The following is a 23,323-nucleotide window of genomic DNA, read 5'->3' as shown; positions in this document are numbered from 1 at the left end:
TACTGTGCATTTCATACGCTATTATTCACCAACATATGGTAAAAGTGCCATTTGACGAGCACGTTTAATTGCAACTGTAAGTTTGCGTTGGTATTTTGCGCTTGTCCCTGTTACACGACGAGGTAAAATTTTACCACGCTCAGAAACGAAACGTTTTAATAAATCAACATCTTTATAGTCAATGCGAGTGATGCCGTTAGCTGTGAAGAAACACACCTTACGACGTTTCGCACGTCCACCTTTGCGTCCTGCCATGTCTATTTCCCTCCATTCTTTGTTAAAACTAACAAATTTACTGTATTAGAACGGTAAATCGTCGTCGGAAATGTCGATCGGTTGACCTACATTTGAAAATGGATCGTCATTCTTCGTAAATCCAGAGTTCCCTTGATTACCTTGGTTACCTGAATTACTAGATTGACCAAATGGGTTAGAGCTTTGGTTACCGAAACCAGCTCCTGATGGTTGCTGATTGAATGAACCACGTTGCTCCCCACCGCCATTACGCGGCTCTAAAAATTGTACGCTTTCCGCAAGAACTTCTGTTACATACACACGTTTACCGTCTTGTCCATCGTAATTACGAGTTTGAAGACGTCCATCTACGCCTGCTAAGCTTCCTTTTTTTAAATAATTTGCTACGTTTTCTGCTTGTTTACGCCATATTACACAATTAATAAAGTCAGCTTCACGCTCACCTTGTTGATTCGCAAATGCGCGATTCACAGCTAACGTAAAAGTAGCTACTGCAACACCATTGGGCGTGTAACGTAAGTCAGGGTCCTTAGTTAAACGACCAACGAGGATAACACGATTCATCAATCGAACCACTCTCCCTTATATATCAATTATTTTTCTTCTTCTTTAACAACGATATGACGAAGGATATCTTCGTTGATCTTAGCTAAACGGTCGAATTCGTTAATCGCTTCTGCGTTAGAGTTCACGTTTAAGATCATGTAGAAACCTTCACGTAAGTCGTTGATTTCGTAAGCTAAACGACGCTTACCCCACTCTTTCGTGTTAATGATTTCTGCACCATTGTTTGTTAAAACACCTGCAAAACGTTCAACTAAAGCTTTTTGAGCTTCTTCTTCAACGCCAGGACGAATGATGTACATAATTTCGTACTTTCTCATTACACTTTCACCTCCTTTTGGTCTAAACGGCCCATAATGGGCAAGGAGCAATTAATTTATAGTAATTACTCACGAGTTTAGATTATATCATAGTAAGTTATATGAATCAACTCACCAATACATAAAAAACTTGGCAAACATATAATATATTCGCCAAGCTCATATCTTTATTTTTCCTAGGAAATATTAAATTAAACGTTAAAACGGAAGTGCATAACATCTCCATCTTTTACGATATACTCTTTTCCTTCTAAACGTACTTTTCCAGCTTCTTTTGCAGCTGTCATAGAACCGTTTGTCATTAAGTCATCGTAAGAAACTGTTTCTGCACGAATAAATCCACGCTCAAAGTCTGTATGAATAACACCAGCACATTGTGGTGCCTTCATACCTTGTTTAAATGTCCAAGCACGTACTTCTTGAACGCCAGCTGTAAAGTAAGTAGCAAGTCCTAATAGGTCATATGCTGCACGAATTAATTGATCTAAACCAGACTCTTCAATACCTAGTTCTTCAAGGAATACTTTTTTCTCTTCCTCGTCTAATTCAGCGATTTCTGATTCGATTTTTGCACATACAACGATTACTTGAGAATTTTCATTTTCTGCAAATTCTTTTACCATTTGTACGTATTTATTTTCCGAAGGATCGATAATATCGTCTTCACTTACGTTCGCTACGTATAACATTTCTTTTGTTGTAAGTAAATGAAGGCCTTTAACAATCTTCATCTGCTCTTCTGTAAATTCAACAGTACGAGCCGGTTTCCCCTCTTCAAAAGCCTCTTTTAAACGAACTAAAATTTCATGCTCATATACAGCTTCTTTATCTTTTTGTCTTGCTAATTTCGCAACACGCTCGATACGCTTATCAACAGACTCTAAGTCCGCTAAAATTAGCTCTAAGTTGATTGTTTCGATATCATCAATTGGATCTACTTTCCCTGAAACGTGCGTAATATTTTCGTCTTCAAAACAACGAACAACTTGGCAAATTGCATCTACTTGACGAATGTGAGATAAGAATTTATTTCCTAAACCTTCACCTTTACTAGCACCTTTTACGATACCTGCAATATCAGTAAACTCAAATACAGTCGGAACAGTCTTTTTCGGTTCTACTAATTCCGTTAATTTATTTAAACGCTCATCTGGTACTTCTACAATCCCTACGTTTGGATCAATTGTACAGAATGGATAGTTCGCAGATTCTGCTCCTGCTTGTGTAATTGCATTAAATAAAGTGGACTTCCCTACGTTAGGTAATCCAACAATCCCAGCCGTTAATCCCATATTTTTCACTCCTATGTCTCAATCTTTCATCATTATAGATAGTAACGAAAAAAATGACAAGTTTCCGCCAAACGAAAAAAAGTAACAGTTACCTACTGTAACTGTTACTCTCTCTCTATTCTTCGTGCTTCACAAGTATTTTTTTCACCTTACGATCAAACTCTCTTCGAGTAATCATTACTGAATGGTCACATCCCTCGCACTTAATGCGGATATCCATTCCCATACGAATAATTTTCCAACGATTCTCGCCACATGGATGTGCTTTCTTCATTTCCACAACATCGTACAAGTTATATTCCTTTTGCTCCACTCTTCAAACTCCTCCTCTCCATACTAAATTGCTTTTCCACTAACCAATTCTTCACGATTATATAAAACCATACGTGGATATGGAATTTCAATTCCATGTAAATCAAGACGATTTTTAATCTCTTTACGAAGTGCCCTTGCAATAACTGCATGTTGCATCGGCTCTACTTCAGCAATAACGCGTAATATAACTTCTGATGCAGCTAACGTTTGCACACCTAATAATTGAGGTGTTGTTACCATTTTTTCGTACTTTGAAGGTAACTCTACTAATAAATCTTCAATAACCTGCTCTGCTTTCGCAATATCAGCCTCATATGAAATAGATACATCAACAAATGCTACACTATTACTAACTGAGTAGTTAGTAACTTGAATAATACTTCCGTTTGGTAAAGTATGAATTTCACCTGTCCAACTCTTTACTTTCGTTGTACGAAGTCCAATTTCTAAAACGACTCCTTCAAATTGACCGATTTTAACATAATCGCCAACTGAAAACTGATCTTCTAGCAAAATAAATAAACCTGTAATAACGTCCTTCACTAAACTTTGAGCACCAAATCCGACTGCTAAACCAATTACCCCGGCACCCGCTAATAAACCTGATGCATTAATATCAAACACACCTAAAATCGCAATCAGCATAATAAACATAACAACGTACGCTACAATATTTTCAAGTAATTTCGCTACTGTAACTGTACGACGTTCTGAAATTTGAATTGGAGAACGACTCCCCATACGAAACGCATTTCGTACAACCGCTCTTGCAATTCGCACAACAACTGCACCGATTATTAAAATAATACATATTTTTAATGTCGCAACTCCAATATGAGCCCAACGATCAGCATCTAATAAATACTGTTTCGTAGAATTAAACCACTTCGTTAATAAATCCATGTACCTCTACCTCTCTAGCTAAAATTTCTTTTTAGTTATCCTTATTATTGTATCAGAAGTCCTCTAATTGCTGAAAAAATTTTATGATTTTAATCCTATTTTCCCCCCGCCATTCAGGTATAAAATGGAACGAATATATATATACTAGTACTATTATTTCCGTTTTCATTCACATTTTGCAAAAATTACGCACTTATAGATTTCCATTTTTCTCACCATATAACATATATTGAAAATTTATTAAAAGGATGGGTGCTTCATGAATATTGGAAGTTTTCGCTTACCATTTTTTGAGAAAGAAACTCAAAACGTTATGCACCAGGATCTAGAAGCCTCTGAGATAATCAGTAATTTCTTACTTACCCACATTCCTATTAAAACTAATATACCACTCATTCTCGTTTGTATCGGAACAGATCGTTCTACAGGTGACGCACTCGGCCCGTTAGTTGGTACAAAACTTGAACAAATAGACATCAAAAACCTCCAAGTATTCGGTACACTAGATGAGCCAGTACATGCGCTAAATTTAGAAGAAAAAATTCAAAATATACAGAAAGAATATCCTGCTGCATTTATAATTGCTGTTGATGCATGTTTAGGAAAGTCTCAAAATATCGGGTCAATCACTACTGGAAAGGGCCCTAGTAAGCCTGGAGCTGCTATGAATAAGAAATTACCTGCAGTTGGTGATCTGCATATACACGGTATCGTCAATCTAAATGGGTTTATGGAGTTTTTCGTTCTTCAAAATACAAGATTAAGTTTAGTTATGAAAATGGCCGATGTAATCGCACAAAGTATAAAAGAGACGGATCAAAAATTATCCGCACTAAAAAAAGCAAACCATCTATAAATAATAAGATGGTTTGCTCTTTATTTTTTTTGTGATAATAGTTCTAAAATACGATTCAAATCTTCTTTATTAAAAAATTCAATTTCGATTTTACCTTTTTCTTTTTTCGTCTCTTTAATTTTCACATCTGTGCCAAACTTTTCTCTTAAGAACGTTTCACGTTCTACGAAAAATATATTTCGCTCTTTTTTCACTTTTTTTGTTTCACGTGAAACGTGTTGATTAATCTCTTGGACAATTTTCTCTAATTGACGAACATTTAATCCTTCTTTTTCAATGCGTTTCAATAAGGACTTCAATTGTTCTTCATCTTTTATCGTAAGTAAAGTTCTCCCATGAGCCATTGAAAGTTGACCATTTGCAATCATATCTTGGACGAACGAAGGGAGGCTTAATAACCGAGTATAATTTGCAATGTAAGGTCTGCTTTTGCCAAGACGTTTCGCTAATTGTTCTTGCGTTACATTTAGCTCATTCATTAACATCTGGTATGCCATTGCCTCTTCCATAGGATTTAAATCTTCTCGTTGTAAGTTTTCTAACAAAGCAAATTCCATCATTTGCTGTTCAGTTAATTGTCTTACAACCGCAGGTACCTTTTCTAAACCAGCCTCTTTTGCAGCACGAAATCGTCTTTCACCTGCAACGATTTCATATCCTTTAATACTCTTCCTAGCAATTAATGGTTGTAGAATACCGTGTTCCTTAATCGAAATTGCTAATTCCTGAATAGCCTCTTTATTAAAGTGTTTACGCGGTTGATATGGATTTGGCCTTAATTCAGTTACAAGAATCTCCTGAATTGTTTCCTCTTCTTTCACATCTAAATCAGGAAAAAACACATTAATTCCTCTTCCTAATCCCTTAGCCACCTGCAATCACTTCCTCTGCTAAATCTATATATACTTCTGCTCCTCTTGATTTAGCGTCATACTGCATAATAGGTTTCCCATGACTTGGAGCCTCGCTCAAGCGTACATTACGCGGAATAATCGAGCGATATACTTTATCCCTAAAATACTTTTTCACTTCATCTATAACTTGGATCCCTAAATTTGTACGGGCATCCAACATCGTTAACAATACACCTTGAATTGCTAAATTTTTATTTAAATGTTTTTGTACAAGTCGAACTGTATTTAATAGCTGACTTAACCCTTCTAGTGCGTAATATTCACACTGTACAGGAATAATAACAGAATCTGCTGCTGTTAATGCATTAATTGTTAATAACCCTAAAGATGGGGGACAGTCGATAATAATATAATCATATTCATCACGAACTGGCTGTAATGCTCTTTGTAAACGTACTTCCCGGGAAATAGTCGGTACCAATTCAATTTCAGCACCAGCCAATTGAATTGTAGCGGGTAGAACATCTAAGTTTTCCGTTGCGGTTTTCTGTATAACCCCTTGAACATCTGCATCTTCCACAAGAACGTTGTAAATACATTGATCTAATTCAGATTTTTCAATTCCCACACCAGTCGTTGCATTTCCTTGAGCATCAATATCTACAAGAAGGACTTTTTTACCTACTTGCGCCAATCCAGCCCCTAAATTAACAGATGTTGTGGTTTTTCCAACACCGCCTTTTTGATTAGCAATAGCAATGATTTTTCCCATGATGTCACCTACTTTCAACCTTTCTATCTTATTCTAATAACAATTACGTTTATTGTAACATGAAATAAAACTTTTTCTTTTACGTCCTTTATTAAACTTCAAAATTTATTTCTAAACTCCTTCTTCATTTAACAAGAAAATATAGTAAAAGAGACCTCTCCAATAGGATAAGGTCTCTAACACGTCATTATTATTTTTTCTTTGGAATTTTAATTGTAATTTGATAGTACTCATCAAATTCTTCTTCCTCAGAATTAACATTCAAACCACTTTCAGTAACCATTTGTAAAGATTGTCTAATTGTATTCATAGCAATCCTCGTATCTCGACTTACTGCTTTTTGCTTTGCCTTACGCTTCGGTTTTGCTTCCTCTAGTAACTTCGCAATTCGTTCTTCTGTTTGCTTTACATTCAGTTGTTTCTCCACAATTTCCTGTAAAACCTTCAGTTGTAATTCCTCATTTTTTAAAGGAATGAGAGCGCGGGCGTGACGTTCTGTAATGCTTTTTTCTAATAATGCACTTTTTATTTCTTCAGGCAACTTTAACAATCGCAACTTATTTGCGATTGTAGATTGTCCTTTTCCAAGTCGTTGTGCCAATGCTTCTTGTGTTAAATTATGTAACTCAATCAGCTTTTGATATGCCACAGCTTCCTCGATTGCCGTTAGCTCCTCGCGTTGCAAGTTTTCAATTAAAGCTACAGAAGCTGTCTCTGTATCATTTAAGTTCTTTATAATTGCAGGAACCTTTTCCCAACCTAACTTTGTTGCCGCACGAAAGCGTCTTTCTCCAGCGATAATCTCGTACTTATCATCCTCATATTGCCTTACAACAATCGGTTGAATAAGTCCATGTGTACGAATCGTTAATGCTAGCTCATCAATACGCGCATCATCAAAAACTGTTCTTGGTTGATAACGGTTAGGGGTAATATTTACTATCGGAATTTCTTGTATTTCTTCATATACCTTTTTATCTATTTCTTCATGGCTTTCGTCTTGTAATTCGAATTCGCTCTCTTTATCTCCAAAGCCAAATAAACGAGAAAACGTATTTTTCATACATATTCCACCACCTTTTAGGCCTATTGACTATTCTCCATAAAATGTTTCCTATGAAACATTTACGTTTTCATTTATATAATTTAATCTTACGTCTAATAAGATTTATTTTTCAATAGGTAATTTATTGGGCGTTCCCGGTTTGCGTGGATATTTCTTTGGTGTCTTGCGCTTTTTCTCGATTAATAAAATATTACGTTCACTCTCTTCAAACGGTAATTGGAACGTAGACATCTCTTTTAACTCTCCGCCTAGCACCTCTAAAGCATACTTACCATTTTCGATTTCTTCATTTGCTGCTGCACCTTTCATTGCAATGAATGTTCCTCCAACTTTTACAAGTGGTAAACATAGCTCACTTAATACAGAAAGACGTGCAACTGCACGTGCCATTACAATATCGTATGATTCACGTACACCTTCTTTTTTCCCAAATGTTTCAGCACGATCATGACAAAATGCAACATCACTTAATTCTAACTTTTGTGCTAAGTGATTTAAGAAATTAATACGTTTTTGCAATGAATCTACAATTGTTACTTTTAAGTGCGGGAAACAGATTTTTAAAGGAATACTTGGGAATCCAGCCCCTGCACCAACATCACAAATTGAGAACGGTTTTGAAAAATCATAATAAAAAGCAGCTGTAATAGAATCAAAAAAGTGTTTTAAGTATACTTCTTCTTTTTCTGTAATAGCCGTTAAGTTCATTTTCTCATTCCACTCTACTAATGTTTCAAAGTAGATTTTGAACTGCTCTAACTGTCTAGAAGAGAGGGTGATCCCCTTCTCTTCTAGCATAGATTGAAATTGTTCTATGTTCATCTAGCAATATCTCCTTACTATTTATTGGTTCGATACGCGCGCAATTTTTCCTTGTTCTATATAAACAAGTAAAATGGAAATATCCGCTGGATTTACGCCAGAAATACGTGAAGCCTGCCCCATTGAAAGTGGACGAACATCTTTCAATTTCTGTCTAGCTTCTGAGGCAAGGCTAGAAATCGCATCATAATCAATATCTACAGGTATTTTTTTACTCTCCATTTTCTTCATACGCTCTACTTGCTGTAAAGATTTTTCAATGTATCCTTCGTACTTAATCTGAATTTCAACTTGTTCTGTAACTTCATCACTTAATTCTACTTCACTTGGTACTAAAAGATGAATATGCTCATATGTCATCTCTGGACGACGTAATAAGTCACTCGCACGTATTCCATCTTTCAATTCACTTCCGCCAATATTGCGAATTAATTCTTGAACCTCAGGACGTGGTTTAATAATAATGCTGCTTAAACGTTCCTTTTCCTGTTCAATTTGTAGTTTTTTATTTGTAAATCGCTCATAGCGCTCTTCTTTAATTAATCCAATTTCACGACCAACTTCAGTTAAACGAAGATCAGCATTATCATGGCGTAATAATAGACGGTATTCTGCACGAGATGTTAATAAACGATATGGTTCATTTGTACCTTTCGTAACAAGATCATCAATTAAGACACCAATATAAGCATCCTCACGACCTAAAACAACTTCTTTTTTACCTAAAGAACGGCATGCTGCATTAATCCCAGCCATAAGCCCTTGTCCTGCCGCCTCTTCGTAACCAGAAGTTCCATTAATTTGTCCTGCTGTATATAAATTTTTAATCTTTTTCGTTTCAAGTGTTGGCCATAGTTGTGTTGGCACAATTGCATCATATTCAATTGCATAACCTGTGCGCATCATTTCAACATTTTCTAGGCCTGGAATTGTTCTAAGCATGTCACGTTGTACATCTTCTGGTAGGCTTGTGGATAAACCTTGCACATATACTTCTTGTGTATTACGCCCTTCTGGCTCTAAGAAAATTTGATGACGTGGTTTATCATTAAATCTTACTACTTTGTCTTCAATAGAAGGACAGTATCTAGGGCCTGTTCCTTTAATCATACCAGAATACATAGCTGAACGATGTAAATTTTCATCTATTAAACGGTGTGTTTCTGTACTTGTATATGTCAACCAACATGGAATTTGATCCATAATAAATTTCGTTGTTTCAAAAGAGAACGAACGTGGCTTATCATCACCCGGTTGAATTTCTGTTTTACTGTAGTCAATTGTATTACTGTTTACACGCGGAGGTGTCCCTGTTTTAAATCTAACAAGATCAAACCCAAGTTCCTCTAAATGCTCAGATAATGTAATAGACGGTTGCTGATTATTTGGACCGCTTGAATATTTTAAGTCGCCCATGATAATCTCGCCACGTAAAAATGTTCCAGTCGTAATTACAACGGTTTTTGCTGTATATTCTGCACCAGCTTGTGTAACTACCCCTTTACACATACCATCTTCAACGATTAAACGCTCTACCATTCCTTGGAATAACGTTAAGTTTGGTGTTTCTTCAATTGTTTTCTTCAATTCATGTTGGTAAGAGAATTTATCAGCTTGCGCTCGAAGTGCACGTACAGCTGGCCCCTTACCTGTATTTAGCATACGCATTTGAATATGAGTTTTATCAATATTACGTCCCATTTCTCCGCCTAATGCATCAATTTCACGAACAACAATCCCTTTTGCTGGTCCACCAACAGAAGGGTTACATGGCATGAAAGCTACCATATCTAAGTTAATTGTTAACATTAATGTTTTTGAGCCCATTCGTGCTGCCGCAAGACCAGCTTCACATCCTGCATGACCTGCACCGATTACTATGACATCGTATGAACCGGCATTGTATCCCATTGTTTATTCCTCCTAATAATCTCTATCTTTCTAAAACATCACTATATTATTTTCCTAAACAAAATTGAGAGAACAACTGGTCAATTAGGCTTTCATGGACTGTGTCACCAGTAATTTCACCAAGTATTTCCCACGTTCTTGTTAAATCAATTTGCACCATATCAATTGGTACACCATTTTCTATTGCCTCAATTGCATCACCGATTGTTTGTCCCGCTTGTGTTAATAATCCAATATGTCTCGCATTAGAAACATATGTCATATCTGCAGAATCGATTGTTCCTTCAAAGAATAAATCAGCTATTGCCTTTTCGAGTTCATCTATTCCTTGTTCCTCAATTAAGGATGTTGTAATAACACGATTTCCCGCAGCTAACTCTGTAACACGTTCCATATCAATCGCTTGCGGTAAATCAGTCTTATTCACAATAACAATAAAGTCTTTTCCTTGTACCGCATGGAATAGATCTTCATCCTCATTTGTTAAAGCCTCGCTATAGTTGACAACAACTAATACTAAATCTGCTTGGCTCATCATTTCTTTTGATCGCTCCACACCAATTCGTTCAACAACATCTTCTGTCTCACGAATACCGGCTGTATCTATAAGTTTAAGAGGTACACCACGCACATTAACGTACTCTTCAATAACATCACGAGTTGTTCCTGCAATATCAGTTACAATTGCTTTTTTCTCCTGAACAAGACTATTTAATAACGATGATTTCCCAACATTAGGTCTACCGATAATTGCTGTAGCAATACCTTCACGTAAAATTTTCCCTTGTTTTGATGTTTCTAATATTTTTTCGATTTCCGAACGAACATGCGTCGCTTTCTCAATTAAAATATTATGTGTCATCTCTTCTACATCATCGTATTCTGGATAATCTATATTTACCTCAACATGAGCTAATGTTTCTAATATTTCTTGACGTAGGCGACCAATTAATTTAGATAATCGCCCTTCCATTTGATTAATTGCTACATTCATCGCACGATCTGTTTTTGCTCGAATCAAATCCATAACAGCTTCTGCTTGTGATAAATCGATACGTCCATTTAAAAAAGCACGTTTTGTAAATTCGCCCGGTTCTGCCAATCGTACTCCTTGCGCTAGAATAAGTTGCAATACTTTATTTACTGAAACAAGTCCGCCATGACAGTTAATTTCCACTATATTTTCACGTGTAAAAGTCCTTGGTGCGCGCATAATAGACACCATAACTTCTTCAATAACTTGATTTGTATCTAAATCAACGATATGACCATAATGAATAGTGTGAGAAGGAACCTCTGTTAAATCCTTCCCTTTAAAAATACGGTCAACTTTCTCAACCGCATCATCCCCACTTACTCGAACAATGGCAATTGCACCCTCTCCAAGCGCTGTGGAAATCGCAGCAATTGTATCAAATTCCATGTCCTTTCACCTCACTTGCTTATTTATCTCTATTTCAACATGATTATTTCTTTCACTAAATTATTAGGATACCATAACGAACCTATCTACAAAAGAAGAATAACTCATTTTATTATATCCCCATGTAAAAAACACTAAACTTATTCACAGTGGATAAGTTTAGTGTTTTTTAGTTATCCACATCTATTTTTCGCTCAAAAAAACCGGCACTCATTTGAGCAACCGGTCATTTAGGAGATATTACAACATGCCGATGTGGTTCATTTCCTTCAGAAGTTGTTTTGATACCTTGATGATTTGATAATGCCTGATGAATAATTTTTCGTTCAAAAGATGGCATCGGTTCTAAAATAACTCTTTTTTTCGTATTAGATACTTGTTTCGCTAATCGATAAGAAAGTGATTCTAGCGTACTTTTTCTTTTACTACGATAATTTTCAGCATCTAGTGTAATACCTATATACTGCTTCGTGTTACGATTCGCAACAAGTTTTGTTAAATACTGTAAAGAGTTTAGTGTATTACCTCTTTTTCCAATTAAAACTCCTACATCATCACCAGAAATTGTAAATTCGATCTCGCGTCCTTTTACAACTTTACTAATTTCAACTTCCACACCCATATTGTGAATAACATTTCTTAAATATTCTTCACATTCCTGAATTGGATCTTTCTTCAATACAACTTCTACTACTGCAGGACGATTCCCAAATAAACCTAAGAATCCTCTTTTACCCTCATCGACAATATTTATATCTACTCGATCTTTTGATGTATTTAATTGCCTTAAAGCATCCTCTACTGCCAGCTCGACTGTTTGTCCTTTAGCAGTAATTATACTCACTTGCTTGAGCCTCCAGCTTTGCTAGCCTTAATCTCTGGCCCTTTGATAAAGTACATTTGAGCAATACCAAAGATATTACCAACAACCCAGTAAAGTGATAATGCAGCTGGGAAGTTAATTGCAAAGATTAAAATCATAATCGGCATAAGCCAAAGCATCATTGCCATTTGCGGATTTTGACCAGCTGTTCCTGCCATTGCAAGCTTTTGCTGAATAAATGTCGTAATTGCTGCAACAACCGGTAAGATATAGAACGGATCTGCCTGTCCTAAATCAAACCATAAAAATGTATGTTCACTAATTGCTGTTGTTCTCATAATCGCATGATAAAACGCGAATAAAATAGGCATCTGAACAAATATCGGTAAACATCCTGCCAATGGATTTACACCATTCTTTTGATATAACTGCATCATTTCTTGTTGTAGTTTTTGCTGTGTTGCTTGATCTTTAGAACTATATTTCTCTTTTAACTTCACCATTTCTGGTTGTAACGCTTGCATTGCTTTTGTACTCTTTGTTTGTTTAATCATTAATGGTAATAATGCAAAACGAATGATAAGAGTTGTAATAACAATTGCTAAACCGTAATTACTGTTAAATAAGTCGGCAAAATACGTGATTAACTGAGAAAGCGGATATACGAAATATTCATTCCAAATCCCAGTACTTTTCGATGTAATCGGCTGACCCGTTTCACTACAACCGGTGGCAATCGCCATTAATGCAACGACCATGGCTAGTAAACCTAATTTCTTTTTCAAAGCCTACTCCTCCTTGTATCGGTATGTATATAGTGTAATTCATTTCCTTACGCTACTTTTTTATTCTTTTCATACCAGAGCGTTTAAAGACATGAATTAAGCTTTTCTTTACTTCTTCATATGTCATCTCTGCACAAGGCTTCCTTGCTATTATAACAAAATCTTTTCCAGAATCTATCTCATCTTTTAACTCTGTAATAGCTTGACGGACCATGCGCTTAATTCGATTACGAACTACTGCATTTCCTATTTTCTTGCTAACAGAAAGGCCGATGCGAAAGTTTGGCTGTTCTTCTTTATCTAATTGGTATACAACAAACTGACGATTCGCATTTGATTTTCCTTTTTGAAAAACCGCCTGGAATTCATCATTCTTCTTTATACGATGTTTTTTCTTCATATCAATTGACACTCCTGTATTTCATCAGCGGAAATTCACTATTATTAGAAAAAAAGACCACTGAACGATCAGTGGTCTACGCAGATAATACTTTTCTTCCTTTACGACGACGAGCTGCTAGCACTTTACGTCCGTTCGCTGTGCTCATACGGCTGCGGAAACCATGTACTTTGCTGCGCTTACGTTTATTTGGTTGGTAAGTTCTTTTCATTATATGACACCTCCCTGAGGAATATCTGTTAAAGACAGTCCTATAAATTATAGTTAATCAACTAGGAAAATGTCAATGGTTCTAGAAATTTTCATCAAATATTCATTTTGAACCTATTCACATACTTTTTCACAGCATCTATATTTCCTTGTGGATAAATGTTTTTTCACGTTTTTTATATCCACAAACTTTTTTCCCACTTTTACACAGTATATCGTGTTGTGGACAAGTTTATTCCACAAGGTATTGATTTTGTGGATAACTTTCTTAAATTCATTGCTATAGCCACTTTTTTTTGATATTATAGTTGTGTTTTCACTTTGAATAAGTTTTCCACATCTTTATCTTATCCACAATTTGTGTATAACATGTGGACAGTTTTAATCACATGTGGGTAAACAGTTGTCCACATTTGGTTTTTTTGTCGAAAACCCTATCTCATATACAAACGACGTTTTTAGGTTTTAAAATACGTTTCGTATAAATATACATTTTATATTTATTAGGTTGTACATTTGTTGCGCAGCCTTATTCTTTTACCATCTTAGTAAAGGAGGGACACCTTTGGAAAATATCTCTGATTTATGGAATAGTGCCTTAAAAGAATTAGAAAAAAAGGTAAGCAAGCCTAGTTATGAGACATGGTTAAAATCAACAACGGCTCATAACTTGAAGAAAGACGTATTAACGATTACAGCTCCAAATGAATTTGCTCGTGACTGGCTAGAATCTCATTACTCAGAACTAATTTCAGAAACACTATACGATTTAACAGGGGCAAAATTAGCAATTCGCTTTATTATTCCCCAAAGTCAAGCGGAAGAGGACATTGATCTTCCTCCAGTTAAGCGGAATCCAGCACAAGATGATTCAGCTCATTTACCACAGAGCATGTTAAATCCAAAATATACATTTGATACATTTGTTATCGGCTCTGGTAACCGTTTTGCCCATGCAGCTTCATTAGCTGTAGCCGAGGCGCCAGCTAAAGCGTATAATCCACTCTTTATTTACGGGGGAGTTGGGCTTGGAAAGACGCATTTAATGCACGCGATTGGCCATTATGTAATTGAACATAATCCAAATGCAAAAGTTGTATATTTATCATCAGAAAAATTCACGAATGAATTTATTAACTCTATTCGTGATAATAAAGCTGTTGATTTTCGTAATAAATATCGCAATGTAGATGTTTTATTGATAGATGATATTCAATTTCTTGCTGGAAAAGAACAAACTCAAGAAGAGTTTTTCCATACATTTAATGCATTACACGAAGAAAGTAAACAAATTGTAATTTCTAGTGATCGACCACCAAAAGAAATTCCAACTTTAGAAGATCGTCTTCGTTCTCGCTTTGAATGGGGACTTATTACAGATATTACGCCGCCAGATTTAGAGACACGAATTGCAATTTTACGCAAAAAAGCAAAAGCTGAAGGGCTTGATATACCAAATGAAGTTATGCTTTATATCGCAAATCAAATTGATTCAAATATTCGCGAATTAGAAGGTGCACTTATCCGAGTTGTAGCTTATTCATCTTTAATTAATAAAGATATTAATGCTGATTTAGCAGCTGAAGCACTTAAAGATATTATTCCAAATTCTAAGCCGAAAATTATCTCTATTTATGATATTCAAAAAGCTGTCGGAGACGTTTATCAAGTAAAATTAGAAGATTTTAAAGCGAAAAAACGTACAAAATCAGTTGCGTTTCCTCGCCAAATTGCAATGTATTTATCACGCGAACTTACGGATTCCTCTTTACCAAAAATAGGTGAAGAATTTGGTGGACGTGATCATACAACAGTTATCCATGCCCATGAAAAAATTTCTAAACTACTAAAAACCGATACGCAATTACAAAAGCAAGTTGAAGAAATTAATGGTATTTTAAAGTAGTGGCTGAATAGTGTGAATAACTTACCTTGTTTTACGCACAGTCTATCCACATGTAGATAGACTGTTTTTACATCCTTCAAAGGGGTTATCCACATATCCACAAGCCCTATTACTATTACTACTATTTTTTATCTTTATTAATTAAATAAAATCTTATACTTACCGGAGGTTTTTCTTTATGCGTTTTACAATACAAAAAGACTATCTTGTAAGAGGTGTACAAGATGTAATGAAGGCAGTTTCTTCTCGTACAACAATCCCCATCCTTACGGGAATTAAAGTTGTAGCTACTGAAGAAGGGGTTACATTAACAGGAAGCGATGCTGATATTTCTATTGAATCGTTTATTCCAGTCGAAGAAGATGGAAAAGAAATCGTAGAAATAGCTCAATCAGGAAGCATTGTTTTACAAGCAAAATATTTTAGTGAGATTGTAAAAAAACTACCTAAGGATACTGTCGAAATTTCTGTGGAAAATCATTTTATGACAAAAATAAAATCTGGAAAATCAGAGTTTAACTTAAATGGTTTAGATTCTGCAGAATATCCGTTATTACCACAGATTGAAGAACATCATGTATTTAAGATACCAACAGATTTACTTAAGCATATGATTAGACAAACTGTATTTGCAGTTTCTACTTCTGAAACAAGACCAATCTTGACAGGTGTAAACTGGAAGGTATATAACAGCGAGTTAACTTGTATTGCAACAGATAGTCATAGACTGGCACTTCGAAAAGCGAAAATCGAAGGACATAATATTGCAGATGAATTTCAAGCTAATGTTGTTATTCCAGGTAAGAGCTTAAACGAATTAAGTAAAATTCTGGATGAGTCTGAAGAGATGGTAGATATTGTAATAACTGAGTATCAAGTATTATTCCGTACAAAGCATTTATTATTCTTCTCAAGATTGTTAGAAGGAAATTATCCAGATACGACACGTTTAATTCCAGCAGAGAGTAAAACGGATATTTTTGTAAATACAAAAGAATTCCTACAAGCAATTGATCGTGCTTCACTATTAGCGAGAGATGGCCGCAATAACGTTGTCAAATTATCAACTTTAGAGCAAGAAATGCTAGAGATTTCCTCGAATTCACCAGAAATTGGAAAAGTTGTCGAAGAAGTACAATGTGAAAAAGTAGATGGAGAAGAGTTAAAAATATCTTTTAGTGCAAAATATATGATGGATGCATTGAAAGCTCTAGATAGTACAGAGATTAAAGTTAGCTTTACTGGGGCGATGAGACCGTTCTTAATTCGTACAGTAAATGATGATTCAATTATTCAATTAATTTTACCGGTTCGTACTTACTAGGTAAGGAATAAGGGTTGCTAGTTTAAAGATGCTAGTGGCCCTTATTTGATTTTTGGGTATTACTTTCCTAATGTTAGTTTATTTAGTACAATGAAAGAATGAACACTTTCAGAAAGTGAGCGATTTTATGAAACATATTAAAATTTCAACAGAGTATATTACACTAGGACAATTTTTAAAGTTAGCTGATGTAATTGATACAGGTGGCGCTGTAAAATGGTTTTTACAAGAATATGAAGTGTACGTGAACAACGAACTTGAAAATAGAAGAGGTCGCAAACTATATGCGAATGATGTTATTGAAATTCCAGGAAGCGGAACTTTCCAAGTTCAGGCATAAAGGGGGAGCCCTTTGTTTATTTCAGAAATACAATTAAAAAACTATCGCAATTATGAAAAATTAGAGCTTTCCTTTGAAGATAAGGTAAATGTAATTATCGGCGAAAATGCACAAGGGAAAACAAACTTGATGGAAGCTATTTATGTTTTAGCGATGGCGAAATCTCATAGAACCTCTAATGATCGCGAACTTATCCGCTGGGATGAAGAGTTTGGTCAAATAAAAGGGAAATTACAAAAAAGAAACAGTTCTTTGTCTTTGGAATTAAATATTTCGAAAAAAGGTAAAAAGGCAAAATTAAATCAACTTGAACAACAAAAGTTAAGTCAATATATTGGCGTGATGAACGTTGTCATGTTTGCCCCAGAAGATTTAAATCTTGTAAAAGGAAGCCCTCAAGTAAGAAGACGCTTTTTAGATATGGAATTAGGACAAATAGCTCCTATATATTTGTATGAATTAAGTCAATATCAAAAGGTGCTCACGCAACGAAATCACTTGTTGAAAAAAATGCAAGGGAATAGTAAGAATGAGGAAACGATGTTGGATGTATTTACACTTCAACTAATTGAGCATGGTGCGAAAATACTGCAAAAACGTTTTGGATTTTTGCATTTGCTACAGGAATGGGCAGCTCCAATTCATCGCGGTATAAGCCGTGGATTAGAAGAGTTAGAAATTGTCTATAAACCAAGTGTAGATGTATCAGAATCAATGGATTTGTCGAAAATAAAAGAAGTATACTATGAAAGTTTTCAATCTGTGAAACAACGTGAAATTTTCCGTGGTACGACTTTAATTGGTCCTCATCGTGATGATTTACAATTCTTCGTTAATAGTAAAAATGTTCAAGTCTTTGGTTCGCAAGGGCAACAACGAACGACCGCACTATCCCTAAAATTAGCTGAAATTGAATTAATTTATTCAGAGGTTAAAGAATATCCAATCCTTTTGCTGGATGATGTTTTATCAGAATTAGACGATTATCGTCAATCACATCTGTTAAATACAATTCAAGGAAAGGTGCAAACATTTGTTACAACGACGAGTGTCGACGGAATTGAACACGAAACATTAAAAGATGCGAAAACAATTCATGTAACGAACGGCACGGTAGATTGTGAAATAGATAGGGCATAAACCCCTGTTTAAATGGAAAAGTAGGTGATCTTTGTGTCAATGGAACAAAAACAAATGCAAGAAAATGCATATGATGAAAGTCAGATACAGGTACTTGAAGGACTAGAGGCAGTTCGGAAACGTCCGGGTATGTATATTGGATCTACGAGTGGAAAGGGACTTCACCACCTTGTATGGGAGATTGTCGATAATAGTATCGATGAAGCGTTAGCAGGATATTGTGATGAAATTAACGTTAGTATCGAAGAAGATAATAGTATTCTTGTAACGGATAATGGACGTGGTATTCCAGTTGGTATACAAGAAAAAATGGGACGTCCTGCAGTAGAGGTTATTATGACTGTCCTCCACGCTGGTGGTAAATTTGGCGGTGGCGGTTACAAAGTTTCTGGTGGTTTGCACGGTGTTGGTGCATCTGTTGTAAATGCCTTATCAACAGAATTAGAAGTATTTGTACATCGTGATGGTAAAATCCATTACCAAAAATACGAAAGAGGTATTCCGGTTGCAGATTTAAAAGTCATCGGTGATACAGATAAGACTGGAACAATAACTCGCTTTAAACCGGATCCAGAAATTTTTAAAGAGACGACAGAATATGAATTCGATACGCTAGCGACTCGTATGCGTGAGTTGGCGTTTTTAAATCGTAATATTAAATTAACAATTGAAGATAAACGTGAACATAAGCAAAAGAAAGAGTTCCACTATGAAGGTGGAATTAAATCATATGTTGAACATTTAAATCGTTCAAAACAACCAATTCATGAAGAGCCTGTATATGTAGAAGGTTCAAAAGATGGTATTCAAGTTGAAGTTGCGCTTCAATATAACGAAGGATATACAAATCATATTTACTCATTTACAAATAATATTCATACGTATGAAGGTGGTACACATGAGGTAGGATTTAAAACTGCCTTAACACGTGTGATTAACGATTATGGTCGTAAAAATAACATTTTAAAAGATGCGGATAGTAATTTGACTGGTGAAGATGTTCGTGAAGGTTTAACAGCAATTGTGTCAATTAAACATCCAAATCCACAATTTGAAGGGCAAACGAAGACGAAACTTGGAAATAGTGAAGCGAGGACGATTACGGAGTCAGTATTCTCTGAGGCTTTTGAAAAATTCTTACTGGAAAATCCCAATGTTGCACGTAAGATTGTAGATAAAGGAACGATGGCAGCACGTGCGCGTGTAGCAGCTAAAAAAGCTCGTGAGCTAACTCGCCGAAAGAGTGCTTTAGAAGTTTCAAGTTTACCAGGGAAATTGGCAGATTGTTCTTCTAAAGATCCAGCAATTAGTGAAATTTATATCGTAGAGGGTGACTCTGCGGGTGGATCTGCAAAACAAGGACGCGATCGTCATTTTCAAGCAATTTTACCGCTGAAGGGTAAAATTATTAATGTTGAAAAGGCACGCTTAGATAAGATTTTATCAAATGATGAAGTTCGTACAATTATTACGGCGATTGGTACAAATATTGGTGGGGACTTCGATATCGAAAAAGCACGCTATCATAAAGTTATTATTATGACCGATGCCGATGTTGATGGTGCGCATATTCGTACCCTATTATTAACGTTCTTCTATCGTTATATGCGTCAAATAATTGAGTGTGGATATATATATATCGCACAGCCACCGTTGTTTAAGGTGCAACAAGGTAAAAAAATTCAATATGCTTATAATGATAAAGAACTTGAAAAAATATTAGCTGAGTTACCAGCCCAGCCGAAACCAGGAATTCAACGTTATAAAGGTCTTGGAGAGATGAATCCAACTCAGCTATGGGAGACGACAATGGATCCAGAAGTACGTTCGTTACTTCAAGTTTCTCTTCAAGATGCAATAGAAGCAGATGAAACATTTGAAATTTTAATGGGTGATAAAGTGGAACCACGTCGTAACTTTATCCAAGAGAATGCAAAATACGTGAAAAACCTTGATATTTAAATGAGTAATGACAGGAATCTAAGTATTCCTGTCTTCTACATATAAATCAATGTATGTATAACGGAAACGTAAGAGGAGGTGCTCGTTGATGTCAGACAATCAACAACAAGCACGAATTCGAGAAATTAATATTAGTCATGAAATGCGTACCTCATTTTTAGATTACGCAATGAGTGTTATCGTATCTCGTGCATTACCAGATGTTCGTGATGGATTAAAACCTGTGCATCGTAGGGTTTTATATGCGATGAATGATTTAGGAATTACAGCTGATAAAGCGTATAAGAAATCAGCACGTATTGTCGGTGAAGTAATCGGGAAGTATCACCCTCATGGTGATTCAGCCGTTTATGAAACAATGGTACGTATGGCGCAAGATTTCAGTCAACGTTATATGCTTGTAGATGGGCATGGTAACTTCGGTTCTGTAGATGGAGATTCAGCAGCGGCAATGCGTTATACAGAGGCAAGAATGTCTAAGATTTCTATGGAATTAATACGTGATATTTCAAAAAATACAATTGATTATCAAGATAACTACGATGGTTCGGAAAGAGAGCCGATTGTATTACCAGCGCGTTTTCCTAATTTATTAGTAAACGGTACGACAGGTATTGCAGTTGGTATGGCAACAAATATTCCGCCGCATCAACTTGGCGAAGTAATTGATGGTGTGTTGGCATTAAGTCATAACCCGGATATTACTATAGCGGAGTTAATGGAATATATTCCTGGACCAGACTTCCCGACATCAGGTTTAATCTTAGGTCGAAGTGGCATCCGTAGAGCTTATGAAACAGGGCGCGGTTCTATTATGCTTCGTGCCAAAGTTGAAATTGAAGAGAAATCAAATGGTAAACAATCTATTATCGTAACGGAACTACCTTATCAAGTTAATAAGGCACGATTAATTGAAAAAATCGCAGAATTAGTTCGCGATAAGAAAATTGAAGGTATTACAGATTTACGTGATGAATCAGACCGAAATGGTATGCGTATTGTCATGGAAGTACGTCGTGACGCCAATGCAAACGTACTATTAAACAATCTATATAAACATACAGCACTTCAGACAAGTTTCGGTATTAATATGTTGTCTCTTGTAAATGGAGAGCCTCAAGTACTAAATTTAAAACAAAACTTATATCATTATTTGGAGCACCAGAAGGTAGTAATCCGTAGACGTACTGCGTATGAATTAGAAAAAGCAGAGGCACGTGCTCATATTTTAGAAGGATTACGAATTGCTTTAGATCATCTTGATGAAGTTATTACGTTAATTCGTAGTTCAAAAACGGCTGATATTGCAAAGCAAGGCTTAATGGAACGTTTCGGTTTAAGTGAGAAACAAGCGCAAGCGATTTTAGATATGCGTCTGCAACGTTTAACTGGATTAGAACGTGAAAAAATCGAGCAAGAATATCAAGATTTAATGAATTTAATTGCTGAATTAAAAGCGATTTTAGCAGATGAAGAGAAAGTTCTTGAGATTATTCGCGAAGAATTAACAGAAGTAAAAGAGCGTTTCAATGATAAGAGACGAACAGAAATTACAATTGGCGGTATGGAATTTATTGAAGATGAAGATTTAATTCCTGAGCAAAATATTGCAATTACGTTAACTCATAACGGTTATATTAAGAGGTTACCAGCTTCTACGTACAAAACACAGAACCGTGGGGGACGTGGTGTACAAGGAATGGGTACGAATGATGATGACTTTGTTGAACACTTATTAACAACGTCTACTCATGATCATATTTTATTCTTTACAAACAAGGGTAAAGTATACCGTACGAAAGGATATGAAATCCCAGAGTATAGTCGTACTGCAAAAGGGCTACCAATTATTAACCTATTAGGGGTAGATAAGGGTGAGTGGATCAATGCCATTATTCCAATTCGTGAATTTGGTGACGACCAGTTCTTATTCTTTACAACGAAACAAGGTATTTCTAAGAGAACGCCACTTTCATCATTTGCAAATATACGTACGAACGGTTTAATTGCAATTTCGCTTCGTGAAGAAGATGAAGTGATTTCTGTACGTTTAACATCTGGCGATAAAGATATTATCGTAGGGACAAGCAACGGTATGTTAATTCGCTTCAATGAACAAGATGTACGTTCTATGGGCCGTAATGCAGCTGGTGTAAAAGCTATTACATTAGGCGAAGAGGACCAAGTAGTAGGTATGGAAATTGTTGAAGAAGATACGAATGTCTTAATTGTAACGAAAAACGGGTATGGTAAGCGTACTCCAGTTGAAGAGTATCGACTACAAAGCCGTGGTGGTAAAGGTCTTAAAACTTGTAACATTACAGATAAAAACGGTAAGTTAGTAGCGGTTAAGTCTGTAACAGGTGAAGAAGACATCATGCTAATTACAGCCGCAGGCGTTATTATTCGTATGCCGGTTGATCAAATCTCTCAAATGGGACGTAATACACAAGGTGTTCGTCTAATTCGTTTAGAGGATGAGCAAGAGGTAGCGACAGTAGCAAAAGCACAGAAAGATGAAGAAGAAGAATTTAATGAAGAGGTTTCTTCTGAAGAATAAGAGGGTGGATTTTCCCCCCTCTTATTTTTTTATAATAATACTTGCATAGTGATAGCAAAGTCTATATAATAGGCAGAGTCAGCAAATGAGAGATACAAATTATCTTGAAAAACTTGTTGACGAAAATAATATACTATGATATATTATAAAAGTCGCTGAAACGCGATATTGAACTTTGAAAACTAAACGAAACAAACAACGTGAAACGTCAATTTTTATTTTTAGATGCTAGACAAACTAACTTTATTGGAGAGTTTGATCCTGGCTCAGGATGAACGCTGGCGGCGTGCCTAATACATGCAAGTCGAGCGAATGGATTAAGAGCTTGCTCTTATGAAGTTAGCGGCGGACGGGTGAGTAACACGTGGGTAACCTGCCCATAAGACTGGGATAACTCCGGGAAACCGGGGCTAATACCGGATAACATTTTGAACTGCATGGTTCGAAATTGAAAGGCGGCTTCGGCTGTCACTTATGGATGGACCCGCGTCGCATTAGCTAGTTGGTGAGGTAACGGCTC

23 protein-coding genes and 1 rRNA gene are annotated in these 23,323 nt (G+C 35.9%); 8 read left to right on the top strand and 16 right to left on the bottom strand.

Going from position 1 to position 23,323, the window contains the following annotated elements; all coding sequences use genetic code 11:
• Positions 1–21 precede the first annotated feature (21 nt).
• The 6 genes from rpsR to MR167_RS03890 all read right to left on the bottom strand — a co-directional run bounded on the left by rpsR (position 22) and on the right by MR167_RS03890 (position 3,649).
• A complete protein-coding gene (gene rpsR / locus MR167_RS03915) occupies positions 22–255 on the bottom strand; it encodes a 30S ribosomal protein S18 (RefSeq protein WP_000918873.1) in 234 nt (77 codons plus the stop codon).
• 45 nt (positions 256–300) lie between these two features.
• The gene (gene ssb, locus MR167_RS03910; protein WP_000981963.1) at positions 301–822 is read right to left on the bottom strand and encodes a single-stranded DNA-binding protein; all 522 of its coding nucleotides are present in this window, start codon (positions 820–822) and stop codon (positions 301–303) included.
• Positions 823–848: 26 nt separating this feature from the next.
• Entirely contained in the window at positions 849–1,139 is a 291-nt protein-coding gene (gene rpsF / locus MR167_RS03905) for a 30S ribosomal protein S6 (protein WP_001233781.1), read from the bottom strand.
• Between the two features lie 191 nt (positions 1,140–1,330).
• Positions 1,331–2,431 carry a redox-regulated ATPase YchF gene (gene ychF, locus MR167_RS03900; RefSeq protein WP_000524658.1) on the bottom strand — a complete coding sequence of 367 codons (1,101 nt, stop codon included), beginning with the start codon at positions 2,429–2,431 and terminating at the stop codon, positions 1,331–1,333.
• 115 nt (positions 2,432–2,546) lie between these two features.
• Positions 2,547–2,744 (bottom strand): DUF951 domain-containing protein, encoded by a 198-nt coding sequence (locus MR167_RS03895; RefSeq protein WP_000435486.1) that lies wholly within the window; start codon positions 2,742–2,744, stop codon positions 2,547–2,549.
• 23 nt (positions 2,745–2,767) lie between these two features.
• On the bottom strand, positions 2,768–3,649 hold the full coding sequence (locus MR167_RS03890) for a mechanosensitive ion channel family protein (protein ID WP_000365111.1): 882 nt from the start codon (positions 3,647–3,649) through the stop codon (positions 2,768–2,770).
• Positions 3,650–3,908: 259 nt separating this feature from the next.
• Here MR167_RS03890 and yyaC point away from each other — a divergent pair, with 259 nt between their 5' ends.
• Complete coding sequence (gene yyaC, locus MR167_RS03885; RefSeq protein ID WP_001020711.1) at positions 3,909–4,505, top strand: spore protease YyaC; 597 nt, start codon at positions 3,909–3,911, stop codon at positions 4,503–4,505.
• 20 nt (positions 4,506–4,525) lie between these two features.
• On the opposite strand, the gene spo0J is transcribed toward yyaC, so the two are convergent.
• The 10 genes from spo0J to rpmH form a co-directional block, all read right to left on the bottom strand.
• Positions 4,526–5,377 (bottom strand): stage 0 sporulation protein Spo0J, encoded by an 852-nt coding sequence (gene spo0J / locus MR167_RS03880; protein ID WP_001051833.1) that lies wholly within the window; start codon positions 5,375–5,377, stop codon positions 4,526–4,528.
• Positions 5,370–6,131 (bottom strand): sporulation initiation inhibitor protein Soj, encoded by a 762-nt coding sequence (gene soj / locus MR167_RS03875; RefSeq protein WP_000516114.1) that lies wholly within the window; start codon positions 6,129–6,131, stop codon positions 5,370–5,372. The genes spo0J and soj overlap by 8 nt, the downstream gene beginning before the upstream one ends.
• 190 nt (positions 6,132–6,321) lie before the next feature.
• Complete coding sequence (noc, locus tag MR167_RS03870) at positions 6,322–7,194, bottom strand: nucleoid occlusion protein (protein ID WP_000799016.1); 873 nt, start codon at positions 7,192–7,194, stop codon at positions 6,322–6,324.
• Positions 7,195–7,299: 105 nt separating this feature from the next.
• Entirely contained in the window at positions 7,300–8,019 is a 720-nt protein-coding gene (gene rsmG, locus MR167_RS03865; protein WP_001019628.1) for a 16S rRNA (guanine(527)-N(7))-methyltransferase RsmG, read from the bottom strand.
• A gap of 21 nt (positions 8,020–8,040) precedes the next feature.
• Positions 8,041–9,930 (bottom strand): tRNA uridine-5-carboxymethylaminomethyl(34) synthesis enzyme MnmG, encoded by a 1,890-nt coding sequence (gene mnmG / locus MR167_RS03860; protein ID WP_000541045.1) that lies wholly within the window; start codon positions 9,928–9,930, stop codon positions 8,041–8,043.
• 46 nt (positions 9,931–9,976) lie between these two features.
• Positions 9,977–11,353, bottom strand: a complete 1,377-nt coding sequence (mnmE, locus tag MR167_RS03855) for a tRNA uridine-5-carboxymethylaminomethyl(34) synthesis GTPase MnmE (RefSeq protein ID WP_000393760.1) — start codon at positions 11,351–11,353, stop codon at positions 9,977–9,979.
• A 226-nt stretch (positions 11,354–11,579) separates the two neighbouring features.
• Complete coding sequence (gene jag, locus MR167_RS03850; protein WP_000022797.1) at positions 11,580–12,197, bottom strand: RNA-binding cell elongation regulator Jag/EloR; 618 nt, start codon at positions 12,195–12,197, stop codon at positions 11,580–11,582.
• Complete coding sequence (spoIIIJ, locus tag MR167_RS03845; RefSeq protein ID WP_000727741.1) at positions 12,194–12,961, bottom strand: YidC family membrane integrase SpoIIIJ; 768 nt, start codon at positions 12,959–12,961, stop codon at positions 12,194–12,196. Before spoIIIJ ends, jag begins: the two co-directional genes overlap by 4 nt.
• A gap of 52 nt (positions 12,962–13,013) precedes the next feature.
• The gene (rnpA, locus tag MR167_RS03840; RefSeq protein WP_000726621.1) at positions 13,014–13,361 is read right to left on the bottom strand and encodes a ribonuclease P protein component; all 348 of its coding nucleotides are present in this window, start codon (positions 13,359–13,361) and stop codon (positions 13,014–13,016) included.
• A gap of 76 nt (positions 13,362–13,437) precedes the next feature.
• A complete protein-coding gene (gene rpmH, locus MR167_RS03835) occupies positions 13,438–13,572 on the bottom strand; it encodes a 50S ribosomal protein L34 (RefSeq protein WP_000831901.1) in 135 nt (44 codons plus the stop codon).
• Positions 13,573–14,136: 564 nt separating this feature from the next.
• Between rpmH and dnaA the strand changes: the two genes are divergently transcribed.
• The 7 genes from dnaA to MR167_RS03800 form a co-directional block, all read left to right on the top strand.
• Complete coding sequence (gene dnaA, locus MR167_RS03830) at positions 14,137–15,477, top strand: chromosomal replication initiator protein DnaA (protein ID WP_000428018.1); 1,341 nt, start codon at positions 14,137–14,139, stop codon at positions 15,475–15,477.
• Positions 15,478–15,655: 178 nt separating this feature from the next.
• Complete coding sequence (gene dnaN, locus MR167_RS03825; RefSeq protein WP_001212884.1) at positions 15,656–16,801, top strand: DNA polymerase III subunit beta; 1,146 nt, start codon at positions 15,656–15,658, stop codon at positions 16,799–16,801.
• Between the two features lie 127 nt (positions 16,802–16,928).
• Positions 16,929–17,141: a S4 domain-containing protein YaaA gene (yaaA, locus tag MR167_RS03820; protein ID WP_000680510.1), complete on the top strand. Its 213-nt coding sequence runs from the start codon at positions 16,929–16,931 to the stop codon at positions 17,139–17,141.
• Positions 17,142–17,153: 12 nt separating this feature from the next.
• Positions 17,154–18,281, top strand: coding sequence for a DNA replication/repair protein RecF (recF, locus tag MR167_RS03815; protein ID WP_242313981.1), 1,128 nt, complete (start codon positions 17,154–17,156; stop codon positions 18,279–18,281).
• A gap of 39 nt (positions 18,282–18,320) precedes the next feature.
• Positions 18,321–20,243: a DNA topoisomerase (ATP-hydrolyzing) subunit B gene (gene gyrB / locus MR167_RS03810; protein ID WP_000435979.1), complete on the top strand. Its 1,923-nt coding sequence runs from the start codon at positions 18,321–18,323 to the stop codon at positions 20,241–20,243.
• Between the two features lie 88 nt (positions 20,244–20,331).
• Positions 20,332–22,803, top strand: a complete 2,472-nt coding sequence (gene gyrA / locus MR167_RS03805) for a DNA gyrase subunit A (RefSeq protein WP_242313979.1) — start codon at positions 20,332–20,334, stop codon at positions 22,801–22,803.
• A 243-nt stretch (positions 22,804–23,046) separates the two neighbouring features.
• Positions 23,047–23,323 (top strand): 16S ribosomal RNA (locus MR167_RS03800); the annotation flags it as partial.

Origin of the sequence: Bacillus cereus group sp. BfR-BA-01355 (genome assembly GCF_022663675.1) — a bacterium.
Lineage (GTDB): Bacteria > Bacillota > Bacilli > Bacillales > Bacillaceae_G > Bacillus_A > Bacillus_A thuringiensis_S.
The sequence above is the reverse complement of the archived record's forward strand: the minus strand, read 5'-3'. Positions and strand labels throughout refer to the sequence as shown.